The sequence below is a fragment of the Ruegeria sp. YTSC199 genome, from assembly GCF_059609725.1.
The window spans coordinates 60379-73040 of sequence record NZ_JBXWMF010000007.1 but is presented as its reverse complement, the minus strand read 5'-3'; the positions used below and the strand labels follow the sequence as shown (position 1 = coordinate 73040).

Genomic DNA, 12662 nt, shown 5'->3' with positions numbered 1-12662 from the left:
TTGCTGGAGGCAAAAAGCCCCCGGAAAAACCGGGGGCGTTAAGTGAAGGATGTAATCCCAACTACTTCTTCAGGTTCGTCCAGATCTGGTCATACACCGCCTGGGTTTCTTCATCACACACTTCGATAAATACTCCCGGACCTGCATTGGCATGGGGGTTCTTTTCCGGCTGTTCCGCCAGCGCCGGATCAAGATGGCTTTCCACCCCGTTCACACCGGCGTTGTACTGCGCGAAGTTTGACACGGCTGCGATGTTTTCAGGCTCCAACAAGAAGTCCATGAAGATCAACGCGTTCTCGCGGTTAGGAGCGTCTTTCAGCAGAACGACATTGTCCATCCAAGCGATGTAACCTTGCGTCGGAAAGGCGTATTCCACATTGGCGCCTTCTTCGCGCGCCTTAGCCGAGAACCCATCATAGATCTGACCCACGGCGGCGTCACCCGAAACCAGCACCTCTTTCGCGGTGTCCGAATTGAACGAGGCCCAGTGCACTTTGGCCTCTTGCAGCATGGCATTCAGCGCCTTCAATTGCTCACGGTCGGTGGAACATTGCGGAATACCCATATGCAACGCAGCCATGGCCATTACTTCACCCTGACTGTCCAGCATGTTGATCCGGCCCTGCAACTCGGCGGGCGGGTTGAACAGAATATCAGTGGTCTGGATGTCACCGTCATAAGCATCGCGGCTGACCGCAAAGCTGGTCGAGCCCCACTGATACGGGATCGAGGACTGGCGACCGGGATCAAAACCGGGATCGGCCCATTCCTCGGCGATGTTGCCTTTGTTCTTCAACTCGCCATCAGCGATTGTGTCCAACATGCCTTCACCCGCCATGATCGATACCATGTAGTCACCCGGCACTGACACGTCATAGGTTCCGATGCCACCGGCCTTTAGCGAAGCCAGCATCGCCTCGTTCGAGTCGTAGGTGTCCATGGTGACATTGACGCCGGTTTCTTCGGTGAATTTGTCCAGCAGTTCCTGGGGGATGTATTCGAACCAGTGGTACAGAACCAACTCACCTTCGGCTGCGGCAGCATTTGCGCCAATTGCCAGAGCAAGAGCAGCGACGCCGCTTTTCATCATTTGTTTCATGTGTCTCTCCATCTGTTGGTTATTTTGTGTTGTCAGACTTGCTAACGAAATAACTGATCGTGACCATGATGATGGACACACTCAGCAACATGGTCGAAATCGCCATGATATTCGGTTTGATACCTTGTTTGACCGATCCAAAGATCGCCGTTGGCAAGGTCTCGACCCCAGCGCCTTTGACAAAGTTTGTGATGATGAAGTCATCCAGGCTGACGATGAATGCCAGCAGAAAGCCCGAAATAATCCCCGGCATCATCAATGGCAGCAGAATCTTGGTGAAGGCCTGCCGCTTGGTGGCGTAGAGGTCCAGTGCTGCTTGTTCATAGCTGTCTTCGATCCCCTGCATCCGTGCCGAGATTGGCAGGTAGGCAAAAGGAATGCAGAAGGCGATATGGGCCAGCAGGATGGTAAGAAGCCCACGCTCAAAACCGATCGAATTGAAAAAGATCAGCGTCGCAACGGCCAGCACAATCTCGGGCACCATTAGGGGCAGGCTGATCAAACCGAAGGACAACGTACGAAAGCGAAACTTGCCTCCTCGCACCATGCCCGTAGCGGCCAGCGTGGCGATCGTGGTCGCCGTGGTCGCAGCGACGATCGCGATGATAAAGCTGTTCTTGGCGGCTGTTTTGAATTTGCCGCTTTCAGGGCCGGTGAACACATCCGCATACCAGCGCAGCGAGACGCCTTCCCAATTGGTCAGCGATTGAGACGCGTTGAAGCTGTAGATCGTGACCACAACCAGCGGCGCATAGAGAATAACCAGACACAGCAGGGTGATCCCCTTGAAGCCAGTGTATGACTTGATGTCGAATTGCTTGCTTGCCATTGGTCAGTCCCCCGCCTTGTCGGCTTTGGCCTGCTGTCGGGCCGAGAACATCAGAATGATCAGAACCATCGTCAGCAGGATCATCGACGCGGCTGCTCCGAACGGCCAGTTGCCTGCATTGCCCTTGAACTGTTCTTCAATCAGCGAGCCAATCATAAAGTTCTTGGCTCCGCCCAACAGATCGGGTGCAAGGAACGAACCCATCGAAGGGACAAAGACCAGAATACAGCCCGCAAATACGCCTGGTTTGACCGCAGGAAGCAGCACGCGGCGCAGCGTGGTCCATTTCGATGCGTAGAGGTCGGCTGCAGCCTCAGACAGGGCAAAATTGTAGCGCTCTACCGCTGCATAGATAGGCAACACCATGAACGGCAGATAGGAATAGAACAGACCCAGCTGTACCGCGAAATTGGTGTTGACGATATGCAATGGGCTGTCGATCAGACCGATATTCATCAGAAAGTCATTCAGCGGTCCCTGATCGCGTAGAAGGAATTTCATCGACACGGTCCTGATCAACAGGTTCACCCAATAGGGGATAGTAATAAGGAACACCCAAACCGGTCGCATATTCTCGGACCGGGTCGCGATGAAGTAGGCTGTTGGAAAACCGATCGCGAGGCTCAACAACGTCGCCGCACCTGCCTGCCAGATTGAGCGCCAGAATATCGTGATATAGGTCCATTCGATTTTGGGCGGGTCGTCACCGAACAGCCCTCGGTCAAAGAAGAACTGATCATAGGCTGACAGCGAGAATTCCCAGATCACGCCGCCCCTGAACTCTTTCGTCAGGAAAGAGTAAATCAGCATCATGATTACTGGTGCCAAAGCGAGAATGGCCAGTGTCACCCACGCAGGTAGCAAGAGCCAGGTACGAGCCTCTTTATAGGTATCCGTCGTTGCGCTGCCGCCGCTTGCTGCACCCGCAGCCATCAGTCGACCAGGAGGCGTCCAGCCCCCAGCTCCATGTTGACGAACATCTCGGTACCTGGTTCGAAAATACGTTTGTTCCCGCGGTCGGAGTTCGACGTTCGCACGACAAAATCAGGGCCATCCTGCAAATCCACGATGGTGGTGATGTCTGTTCCGACGAAGATGTTCTCTTTGATCCGCCCCTTCAGGCTTTCGGTTTCTGCAGGAGTGTCGGACATATACAACCGCTCAGGGCGGATCGACATGTGTACCTTGGAACCAACGTCGATCCCCTCTACGGCGTTGCAAGTCAGCTCATGCCCACCACCCAAGTGACATGTCGCACGACCGTTTTGGACGCCATCTACCGAAACCTCCAGCAAGTTGGTCTCGCCGATGAAATCCGCCACGAACATGTTGTGTGGGCGTTCATAGATGTCCGTTGGCGCACCCAGTTGCTGCAACTCACCTGCCGACATAACCGCGATACGATCGGACATGGTCAGAGCTTCTTCCTGATCGTGGGTGACGAAGATAAAGGTAATCCCGGTTTCCCGTTGCAGGTGCTTCAGCTCAAGCTGCATTGCCTTGCGCAGCTTCAGGTCCAGTGCCGACAGGGGTTCGTCTAACAACAGAACCTTTGGCTGAGGCGCTAGGGCGCGCGCCAACGCAACGCGCTGCTGTTGACCGCCGGACAACTGGCTGGGCTTGCGGGCCGAAAACTGGGAGAGTTGAACCAGTTCCAGCATCTCGCCTGCTTTCTTAAGAGCATCCGATTTGGAATTCCCGCGCATTTCCAGCCCGAAGGCCACATTGTCCAGAATGGTCATATGCGGAAACAGGGCGTAGTTCTGGAAAACCGTGTTCACTGGGCGCTTGTTGGGCGGCAGGTTCTCGATCTCATCCCCAAATAGATAGATCGCGCCTTCAGTTACGGCCTCGAACCCGGCGATCATTCTCAGCAGCGTGGTCTTGCCGCAACCAGACGGACCCAGAAGAGTAAAGAACTCATTGTCCATGATCGACAGCGATATCTTCTTCAGCGCCGTAAAATCGCCGTAGCGTTTTACCGCGTCCCGCACGTCAATCGCGATATTTTCCTTGTCAGACAATTGCGCCTCCCTGAGCACCGCGAATTTTCAATCGGGTATATACGGGCTGCGTAATCCTCCTAAGAATTGACTTCCTCACTAAACATTAGGATTTGCCTAATCATTTATTTAAATGATTATAGATCAGACTGTTATCGCGTCTCTGCAATCTTTCTCAGCAAAAAGAAAAATCCAGTGCGCGTGTGTGGCGCGCGGCCTTCTATTCCTACAGTGAGCCCATTGGCGAAGAGACCAGCCGAGATCTAAGGCAGAGTCATTTGTCAGAGTACGCAACACCGAAGCTATTGTTTTCTACCTTCCGACTTGAAACTGATTTTTGGGGGACGTTCATCTGGTTGGTTCGAATCTTAGGCTTTGGGAGGAGAAAAATGAAAATCGTTGTTAGCCTGTTGGTTTTCCTTGTGACGGAGTGTTTGAAACACCAAGCGCAAAGGTTTTTTACCAGTTTGGCGCATCTGCTTCCGGAGCATTTTCGACGATTAGCTTTGTTCACTGAACCAAAGTTATCCTTGCAAAACTGTACAACCTCATCTGTCGGCAATTAGAAAGTGCTGATAATCTACACCACCGATTGCAGGCATCAGCCGCAACGGGTTTACACTTTGTTGCGTGTTATCCACGTTGGGTGGTGTTACGTTTCGCGCCAGCAGTGAAGGTCCGCTCTGCAGCATCTCGAGGGCTGGTCGAAAGTCCGATTTGGGCCGGAAGTGGGTTCTTTCAACGTGTATCGGATAATTGAATCGGAAAGCTTGAGTAATCGAAGAAACCACTTTGGACTTTATTTATAAGGTCCCACCTGTTGTTGGACGGGTAACAACACGATGGCGAAGCGAACCGATGCGACACCAAAGGGAGTATGCATTGGCGGTCGAAATTGGTCATCGTCATGGATAGTGGCGGAGAGACAGGGATTCGAACCCTGGGTGGGCTTGCACCCACAACGGTTTTCGAGACCGCCCCGTTCGACCACTCCGGCACCTCTCCGCGGGGGTCTGTGAGGGGGGGATTTAGTGAGGAACGTGCGGGGGTGCAAGCAGAAAATTCCGGAAACTCACCGACACGGGATTTTCCATTGCCAGATGGCATAAAACACCTAGGCTTCTGAGTATGACATATCACCTTCGCCGCATCGCATTGACCTTTGTTCCGTTGCTATTGGCGCTTGCCATGCTACCTGCGCAATCTTTTGCCGCCGGACGCGACCGGATAGAAGCCTTTCTGACCACCACCGGTTTTGACGTGGCGCTCGAAAGCATCGCGCTTGCGTCGGCCTCGGCCCCTCGGATGCTGGGAATCGATCCCGAAGGGTTCGGCTCGGACTGGGCACGCCTGACCGAAGAGGTCTTCGATACCCAAGACATGCACGAAACCGCCGTTGCTATCCTGGAACAGACTCTGAGTGACGCCGCCCTGAACCATGCGGTCGAATTCTATGCCTCGGAACTGGGACAGCGTCTGGTCGAGGCGGAAAATGCGTCTCACATGGTCGAGGACGACGACGCCAAGCTGCAGCAGGGGCAGGAAATCGTGGCTGGTCTGATCAAGGAAGGATCCATGCGGGTCGAAAACCTTAAACGCATGAACGCTGCCATTGATTCCAGCGGAACGGCGTTGAGGGCATTGCAGGAGGTCCAACTGCGTTTTCTGCTGGCTGCCAGTGCATCCGGAGTGATCGACCTTCAACTGGGCGCTGATGAGCTGCGGCAAATGATGAAGCAGAACGAAACCAGCATGCGGCAAGCGCTGCAACTATCCGCGCTTGCGGGCGCCGCATACACCTATCAGGATTTTTCGGACGCCGATGTCATCGCCTATGCTGAAGCGCTGGAGCAGCCGCTTATGCAGGAGGTTTATGAACTTCTTAATGCGGTTCAATACGAAATCATGGCGATGAAATTCGAAGTTCTGGCCTCGCGGATGGCCGAATTGCACCCGGCACAGGACATCTGATGCGACTGGTTTTGGCGTCTGCTGCACTGTTTTTGTGGACCTTACCGCTGCTGGCCGAAGAAAAGGTCGAGCGTCTGCTACAAGCCCTGCAACTGGATGAGATCATCGAGATTTTGCGGGATGAAGGTGGTATGATGGGCCAAACCCTGCAGGAAAACTTTCTGAACAACAATGGTGGGCAGGTTTTTCAGAAGCAGGTCGACCGGATTTACGACGCTGACAGGATGCGCAATCAGGTTGTGGAGGTCTTCGATCAGACCCTGACCGAAAGAGATCTGGACCGCGCCATCCTTTTTTATGAAAGCGATCTGGGCCAGGCCATCGTGTCGCTTGAAATTACCGCCCGCATCGCACTTGCTGATGAAACCATCGAAGAAATGGCGCAGGACGCTTATGAGAACGGGGACCAAGAGTCTGTGTTTTACCGGCTGGTTGATGAGTACATTCGGATCAACAACCTGATTGAAGAAAACGTCCAGAACTCTATCAGCGCCGATTACAACTTTTTCCGCGGGATGGACCTGGATGGTAATGTGGATGATGCCGAGCTTTTATCCCAACTTCTGACGCAAAAGGACAGCATGAGCGAAGAGACCCGTAACTGGCTGTATTCCTTCTTTCTGCTGGCCTATCAACCGCTGAGCGAGGCCCAAATACGCGAGAATATCGCGTTTTCCCGAACCGAGGCGGGCAGGGCGATCAATGATGCCCTGTTCGAAAGCTTTGACCAGATGTTCGACACGATCTATTTTCAATTGGGTCAAGCCGTCGCGCAGGTGCTGCAAGGGTCCGATCTCTAAGCCCGTATTTGATGTTGACTTTCCTCTGTGATCTATGGATAAGCGCGCATCCCGGCCGGATTTCCGCGCCGGGTATCGTTATTATTGACCCATAGGGCGTGCCCCAAGGGTCGTCACACAGCCCGAAAAGGGCGCGCTGTTCGAGGTGGCTCAGGCCGAAAACACCCAGATGGGGACCACAGAACGCGGTTTGGAAAAGGAAAGACGCATGTTTGCGGTCCTCAAGACTGGCGGCAAGCAGTACAAGGTTCAGGCGGGCGATGTGCTCCGCGTTGAAAAACTGGCTGCCGACGCAGGTGAAAAAGTTCAATTCAACGATGTTCTGATGCTGGGCGGTGACGCTCCGGTTGTCGGCGCACCTTTCGTTGAAGGCGCAGGCGTACAGGCCGAAGTGATCGAACAGGTCAAAGGTGACAAGGTCATCAAGTTCGTCAAGCGCCGTCGTAAGCACAGTTCGAAGCGTACCGTTGGCCACCGTCAGAAACTGACACTGGTCAAAATCACCGACATCCTGGCATCGGGCGCTGACAAGTCGGGCATCAAAGCTGCAACCGGTTCGGCTCCGGCTGGCGAAGCGGCACCTGCTGCAAAGCCCGCCAAGAAAGCTGCAGCCAAAGCAGAGGCACCCGCCGCCGCCGCTGACGATTTGACCAAGTTGAACGGTGTCGGCCCTGCCGCTGCCAAAAAGCTGGTTGAAGCCGGAATCGAAAGCTTTGCCGCTCTGGCCGCCTTGTCGGACGAGCAGATTGCTGCTATCGACACCATCAAAGTGAAACCCGAATGGGTTGAGCAAGCCAAAGAGCTGGCTCAAGGCTAAGGAGAGAGAGAATGGCACATAAAAAAGCTGGCGGTTCCTCCCGTAACGGTCGCGACTCAGCTGGGCGCCGCCTTGGCGTGAAGCTGTATGGTGGCCAGGCTGCCATCGCAGGCAACATCATCGTGCGTCAGCGCGGCACCAAGTTCTGGCCGGGCGAAGGCGTGGGCATTGGCAAAGACCACACCATCTTTGCAACTGTCGATGGCGCCGTGAAGTTCCACAAGGGCCTCAAGAACCGCACCTTTATTTCGGTCCTGCCAGTGGCGGAGGCCGCAGAGTAAGCCGAAACCCATAAGGTTTGAAACATTCCTGGGGGACCGGCAGAAAATGCCGGTCCCCTTTCTCGTTTTAACGCAATTTTGAACAATGGCTCCAATGACAAACTCAGCAAGCATAATCCCGCCCCTGATTCAGGGCAGGATCGCCCCTGCGGTTGAAGATCGGATGGGCCGGAAATATCTGATATGGACGTTAATTGGTTTCACCGTTGCGTCCGCGATTTACGTGTTGTTCGGAGGAGGAACGAACTCATGAAACTTGAGACGATAATAAACCAGCCGGTCATAGAAACCGAGCGGTTCGACCTGCGCCCGCTGCGTCGGTCGGATATGGGTCTCATCGAACATTACGCAGGCGACGAGCGTGTGGCGCGCATGACAACCAGCATCGCGCATCCGTTGCCGCCCGGCTCGACCGAGGCTTTCGTAACCCGGTCCATGGCCGAGGAACGCGACGAGGACGTCTGGGTCATGGATGCCACCAAGGATGGCGGCCCGGAACTGATCGGCCTGATTACGCTGACACGACTGGACCGCAATCAGTCCGAGGTCGGCTATTGGGTCGCGCCGGTGTATTGGAACACCGGCATCGCGTCGATGGCCGTCGAGGCGCTGGTCAATGCAAACCCGTTGGAGAACGCCACCATGTTCGCCAGCGTTTTTCAGGACAATCCGGCTTCGGCCCGGGTTCTGACCCATTGCGGATTCCAATACCTTGGTGACGCGGAAACCTATTCGGTGGCGCGTGATGCAAACGTGCCCACCTGGACATACAGTAAAAAACTCTGACTTGTGGCCGATGGGGCCTTTGCAGTAGGGGACAGCCATGAAATTTCTCGATCTTGCAAAGGTCTACATCCGGTCCGGGGCCGGAGGTGGCGGCTGCGTCAGCTTTCGGCGCGAAAAATACATCGAATACGGCGGTCCCGACGGTGGGGACGGCGGCAAAGGCGGGTCCGTCTGGGCCGAGGTCGTCGACGGGTTGAACACCCTGATTGATTTCCGCTATCAGCAGCATTTCTTTGCCAAGAACGGTCAGCCCGGACGGGGGCAGCAGCGAACTGGCAAGGACGGCGACGATATCGTCCTGCGCGTACCGGTTGGCACGGAAATTCTGGATGAAGACGAAGAAACGGTGATCTGCGATTTGACCGAGGTCGGACAGCGGGTCTTGCTGGCCAAGGGCGGTAATGGCGGCTTTGGTAACCTGCATTTCAAATCAGCCACCAACCAGGCGCCGCGCCGTGCTAATCCGGGGCAGGCGGGGATAGATCGCACCATCTGGCTGCGGCTGAAGCTGATCGCCGATGTGGGTCTGCTGGGCATGCCCAATGCGGGCAAGTCGACCTTTCTGGCCGCTACATCCAACGCATGCCCCAAGATTGCGGACTATCCGTTTACGACTCTACACCCCAATCTGGGCGTTGTGGGCGTGGATAACGTGGAATTCGTTGTGGCCGACATACCCGGCCTAATCGAAGGTGCACACGAAGGCCGTGGAATTGGAGATCGGTTCTTGGGACATGTCGAACGTTGTGCCGTTCTGTTGCATCTGGTCGATGGTACCTCGGAGAATGTGGCTGAGGACTACCGGACCATCATACATGAGCTTGAGGCTTATGGCGGTGAGTTGGCTGAAAAACCACGCATAACAGTGCTGAACAAAGTCGATGCGCTGGATGACGAGGAACGCGATCTGGCCAGGGCCGAACTGGAAGAGGCCGTTGGCGGCCCCGTCATGACCATGTCTGGCGTGGCGCATCTGGGCGTAACCGAGGTGCTGCGGGCGCTGCGCACTCAGATCGACGAAAACCGCCTGCGCCAAAAGCCCGCTGAGGAGGCGACGACGTGGCAACCCTGACCTCTGCCAAACGTCTTGTGGTCAAGATCGGGTCCGCACTGCTGGTGGACCGGGAAACAGGGTTGTTGCGATCGGAATGGCTGCATTCGCTGGCGCAAGATGTGGCGTGGCTAAAGGGACAGGGGGCGGACGTCATTCTGGTTTCGTCCGGGTCAATCGCCCTAGGGCGCGGCGTGTTGAACCTGCCGATGGAGGCATTGGCGCTTGAGAAATCTCAGGCCGCTGCCGCCGTGGGCCAAATCCGGCTCGCACGGGCCTATGAAGAAGCGTTGACCCCGCACACGATCACCACAGCGCAGGTGTTGGTGACGCTGGAAGACAGCACCGACCGGCGCCGCTATCTAAACTCGCGTGCGACGCTCGAGACACTGCTGAGCCTCGGTGTGGTTCCTATTGTTAACGAAAACGATACAATTGCGACGGATGAAATCCGTTACGGCGACAATGACCGTCTTGCCGCTCAGATCGCGGTGACCGTTGGCGCAGACCAGCTGATCCTGCTTTCGGACGTCGATGGGTTCTATACCGGCAACCCGAACGAGGATGCGTCGGCCACGCGCTATGACGTGATCGACAACATTACGCCTGAGATCGAAGAGATGGCAGGCGATGCCGGATCGGGCCTGTCCAAGGGCGGCATGAAGACCAAGCTGCTGGCCGCCAAGATGGCGACGGCGGCAGGCTGCGACATGGCGATCACCGAAGGATCGATCCTGAACCCGCTGAAAAAGCTAGAGAATGGCGCGAACTGCACCTGGTTTACAGCCACACTGGATCCGCATGCAGCCCGGAAACGCTGGATTTCAGCGATGAAACCGCGGGGAGAGATCGTGGTGGATGCAGGCGCCGCCCGGGCGCTCGGCAATGGTAAAAGCCTGCTGCCTGCAGGCATCGTCGAAGTGACCGGGGATTTTGGCCGCGGTGACCCGGTGGCCATCCTTGACCCGTCCGCGCGCCGTCTGGCGCAAGGTCTCAGCCGCTATACTGCGCAAGAGGCAGATGCGATTAAGGGACGCAAGTCCTCGGAAATCGAGGCGACTTTGGGCTATCCGGGGCGGGCCGTTTTGATCCACCGGGACGATTTGGCGCTGTAGACGCGCGATGTTAGAACACCAAAAGACCGACCGAAAGGCACATGAGATGAAGGATTTCGACAGCATTCCCACCCTGATGGCCGATCTTGGAAAACGCGCCAAGGCAGCCTCGGCAGATTTGGCCTATGCCAGCGCCGAACGTAAACACGCCGCGCTGATAGCAGCGGCGGACGCAGTTTGGGCAAACCGGACTGACATCATCGAGGCCAACAAGAAAGACCTGGAATTTGGCCGCGAAAAAGGCCTGAGCCCGGCTATGATGGACCGCCTGATGCTGGACGAGGTGCGTATTCAGGGCATGGTTGACGGTCTGCGCACTGTGGCAGAACAAGCGGACCCGGTTGGCGAAGTGCTGACCGAATGGGACATGCCCTCGGGACTTAACATCCAACGCGTGCGCACGCCTTTGGGCGTGATCGGCGTCGTCTACGAAAGCCGTCCGAACGTGACAGCGGATGCAGGTGCACTGTGCCTGAAATCCGGCAATGCCGTGATCCTGCGCGGCGGCTCAGAAAGCTTTCATTCCTCGGGCGCGATCCATGCTTGTCTGGTTGAAGGGCTGAAGGCCGCAAACCTGCCCGAAGACGCCATCCAACTGGTGCCTACGCGCGACCGCGCAGCGGTTCAGGAACTCCTGACACTGACCGACTACGTGGATGTCATCGTGCCGCGCGGCGGTAAAGGCCTGGTCGGTCTGGTGCAGCGCGAAGCCCGCGTGCCGGTTTTCGCACATCTTGAAGGCATTGTGCATATCTATATCGACAAAGCCGCTGACCCGCAGAAAACGCTGGATGTGGTGCTGAACGCCAAGACCCGCCGCACCGGAATCTGCGGCGCTGCCGAGTGCCTGCTGATCCATCAGGACGTGGCCGAAACGCTGGGTCGGGATGTGATTGCGGCTCTGCTGGCTGTCGGCGTAGAGGTACATACCGAAGGCGCATTGGTCGCAGAAGGCACGGTCGCGGCCACTGCTGACGATTGGGGCAAAGAGTTCCTCGACAGCATTATTGCCGCGAAACCGGTGGCGGATATCGACGCGGCAATCGCGCATATCCGTCAGCATGGTTCGAACCACACCGACTGTATCATGACCGAGGATGCAGGCGCCGCCGCGCGGTTCTTTGAACGGCTCGACAGCGCAATCCTGATGCACAACGCCTCGACCCAATTCGCCGATGGTGGTGAATTTGGGATGGGTGCCGAGATTGGCATCGCCACCGGAAAGATGCATGCGCGCGGCCCCGTGGGCGCCGCGCAGTTGACCAGCTTTAAATACCTGGTGCGTGGGAATGGAACGACCCGGTCCTAAAACCGGATCACAATACGGGTTGCGGTGGTTTCCGCCGCAACCCGCCGCCCCATCAACGCCGCGGTCTCGGGCAGAAGGGCAAACTGCACCTGAGCGGGGGTGACCTTGTTGGCAAACCGGCCCAAAGGAAGGTTCTTCCACAGATCGCTATCCAGGTTTAGCTTGTCGGCCAAGCCGGTCACCGCCCAGGTGGCTCCGGTATTTGCGATTGTGACCTCACCGCCGAAGGGCATAGCGCTTTCGCAGCACATCAGTGCCAGAAACGCCAATTTCACCTGATTACGCGGAACAGATTCGGTCAGTTGCCAGTTGACACGCACACGGCCCGCACGCTCGACATCCTTCAGCAGGTCTGACACCTCGGTCCGTCCCAAGGGCTGGTCGCTGGCCGAGCCGAATGCGACACGGAAAAACCGTATCCGCGCCCCGGCACTGCCGACACTACCCGAGATCAGCTCCATCTCGGGACCTTGGGTGCCCCCAACCATCTCAAGCAGCTCCAGACCGTTAGTGATTGCGCCGATGGGGCTGATCAGATCGTGGCAGATCCGAGAGCCGATCAGCTCGGCCAGGTTGACTGTGGTGTCGCTCATGCGTACCT

13 protein-coding genes and 1 tRNA gene are annotated in these 12662 nt (G+C 56.4%); 8 read left to right on the top strand and 6 right to left on the bottom strand.

Annotation, left to right across the window (positions count from 1 at the left end):
• Nucleotides 1-61: 61 nt before the first annotated feature.
• The 5 genes from AC2FEE_RS08755 to AC2FEE_RS08735 form a co-directional block, all read right to left on the bottom strand.
• Complete coding sequence (locus AC2FEE_RS08755) at nt 62-1099, bottom strand: extracellular solute-binding protein (protein ID WP_496864503.1); 1038 nt, start codon at nt 1097-1099, stop codon at nt 62-64.
• Nucleotides 1100-1118: 19 nt separating this feature from the next.
• Complete coding sequence (locus tag AC2FEE_RS08750) at nt 1119-1928, bottom strand: ABC transporter permease (protein WP_496864501.1); 810 nt, start codon at nt 1926-1928, stop codon at nt 1119-1121.
• 3 nt (nt 1929-1931) lie between these two features.
• Nucleotides 1932-2861 carry an ABC transporter permease gene (locus tag AC2FEE_RS08745; protein ID WP_496864500.1) on the bottom strand — a complete coding sequence of 310 codons (930 nt, stop codon included), beginning with the start codon at nt 2859-2861 and terminating at the stop codon, nt 1932-1934.
• Nucleotides 2861-3952 carry an ABC transporter ATP-binding protein gene (locus tag AC2FEE_RS08740; protein WP_496864498.1) on the bottom strand — a complete coding sequence of 364 codons (1092 nt, stop codon included), beginning with the start codon at nt 3950-3952 and terminating at the stop codon, nt 2861-2863. Before AC2FEE_RS08740 ends, AC2FEE_RS08745 begins: the two co-directional genes overlap by 1 nt.
• Nucleotides 3953-4846: 894 nt before the next feature.
• Nucleotides 4847-4936, bottom strand: a tRNA-Ser gene (locus AC2FEE_RS08735).
• Between the two features lie 123 nt (nt 4937-5059).
• Between AC2FEE_RS08735 and AC2FEE_RS08730 the strand changes: the two genes are divergently transcribed.
• From AC2FEE_RS08730 to AC2FEE_RS08695, 8 genes are all read left to right on the top strand, one after another.
• Nucleotides 5060-5902: a DUF2059 domain-containing protein gene (locus AC2FEE_RS08730; protein WP_496864497.1), complete on the top strand. Its 843-nt coding sequence runs from the start codon at nt 5060-5062 to the stop codon at nt 5900-5902.
• On the top strand, nt 5902-6702 hold the full coding sequence (locus tag AC2FEE_RS08725) for a DUF2059 domain-containing protein (RefSeq protein WP_496864496.1): 801 nt from the start codon (nt 5902-5904) through the stop codon (nt 6700-6702). Before AC2FEE_RS08730 ends, AC2FEE_RS08725 begins: the two co-directional genes overlap by 1 nt.
• 208 nt (nt 6703-6910) lie before the next feature.
• Complete coding sequence (locus AC2FEE_RS08720; protein ID WP_496864495.1) at nt 6911-7519, top strand: 50S ribosomal protein L21; 609 nt, start codon at nt 6911-6913, stop codon at nt 7517-7519.
• Nucleotides 7520-7530: 11 nt separating this feature from the next.
• Nucleotides 7531-7800, top strand: a complete 270-nt coding sequence (rpmA, locus tag AC2FEE_RS08715; protein WP_050602452.1) for a 50S ribosomal protein L27 — start codon at nt 7531-7533, stop codon at nt 7798-7800.
• A gap of 249 nt (nt 7801-8049) precedes the next feature.
• Nucleotides 8050-8586 carry a GNAT family N-acetyltransferase gene (locus AC2FEE_RS08710; RefSeq protein ID WP_496864493.1) on the top strand — a complete coding sequence of 179 codons (537 nt, stop codon included), beginning with the start codon at nt 8050-8052 and terminating at the stop codon, nt 8584-8586.
• A 37-nt stretch (nt 8587-8623) separates the two neighbouring features.
• Nucleotides 8624-9658, top strand: a complete 1035-nt coding sequence (obgE, locus tag AC2FEE_RS08705; RefSeq protein ID WP_496864491.1) for a GTPase ObgE — start codon at nt 8624-8626, stop codon at nt 9656-9658.
• Nucleotides 9646-10752 (top strand): glutamate 5-kinase, encoded by a 1107-nt coding sequence (gene proB / locus AC2FEE_RS08700; protein ID WP_496864489.1) that lies wholly within the window; start codon nt 9646-9648, stop codon nt 10750-10752. The genes obgE and proB overlap by 13 nt, the downstream gene beginning before the upstream one ends.
• 46 nt (nt 10753-10798) lie before the next feature.
• On the top strand, nt 10799-12061 hold the full coding sequence (locus AC2FEE_RS08695) for a glutamate-5-semialdehyde dehydrogenase (protein WP_496864677.1): 1263 nt from the start codon (nt 10799-10801) through the stop codon (nt 12059-12061).
• Here the strand turns inward: AC2FEE_RS08695 and AC2FEE_RS08690 are convergent.
• Nucleotides 12058-12654, bottom strand: coding sequence for a histidine phosphotransferase family protein (locus tag AC2FEE_RS08690; protein ID WP_496864487.1), 597 nt, complete (start codon nt 12652-12654; stop codon nt 12058-12060). The two genes, AC2FEE_RS08695 and AC2FEE_RS08690, sit on opposite strands and share 4 nt — an antisense overlap.
• Between the last annotated feature and the right edge of the window lie 8 nt (nt 12655-12662).

What these genes read in the sequence shown, in the direction of transcription:
- AC2FEE_RS08690 (WP_496864487.1), bottom strand. Translation starts at nt 12,654, where the DNA reads ATGAGCGACACCACAGTCAACCTGGCCGAGCTGATCGGCTCTCGGATC.
- AC2FEE_RS08730 (WP_496864497.1), top strand. Translation starts at nt 5,060, where the DNA reads ATGACATATCACCTTCGCCGCATCGCATTGACCTTTGTTCCGTTGCTA.
- AC2FEE_RS08750 (WP_496864501.1), bottom strand. Translation starts at nt 1,928, where the DNA reads ATGGCAAGCAAGCAATTCGACATCAAGTCATACACTGGCTTCAAGGGG.
- AC2FEE_RS08725 (WP_496864496.1), top strand. Translation starts at nt 5,902, where the DNA reads ATGCGACTGGTTTTGGCGTCTGCTGCACTGTTTTTGTGGACCTTACCG.
- rpmA (WP_050602452.1), top strand. Translation starts at nt 7,531, where the DNA reads ATGGCACATAAAAAAGCTGGCGGTTCCTCCCGTAACGGTCGCGACTCA.
- AC2FEE_RS08710 (WP_496864493.1), top strand. Translation starts at nt 8,050, where the DNA reads ATGAAACTTGAGACGATAATAAACCAGCCGGTCATAGAAACCGAGCGG.
- AC2FEE_RS08720 (WP_496864495.1), top strand. Translation starts at nt 6,911, where the DNA reads ATGTTTGCGGTCCTCAAGACTGGCGGCAAGCAGTACAAGGTTCAGGCG.
- AC2FEE_RS08745 (WP_496864500.1), bottom strand. Translation starts at nt 2,861, where the DNA reads ATGGCTGCGGGTGCAGCAAGCGGCGGCAGCGCAACGACGGATACCTAT.
- AC2FEE_RS08695 (WP_496864677.1), top strand. Translation starts at nt 10,799, where the DNA reads ATGAAGGATTTCGACAGCATTCCCACCCTGATGGCCGATCTTGGAAAA.
- AC2FEE_RS08755 (WP_496864503.1), bottom strand. Translation starts at nt 1,099, where the DNA reads ATGAAACAAATGATGAAAAGCGGCGTCGCTGCTCTTGCTCTGGCAATT.
- obgE (WP_496864491.1), top strand. Translation starts at nt 8,624, where the DNA reads ATGAAATTTCTCGATCTTGCAAAGGTCTACATCCGGTCCGGGGCCGGA.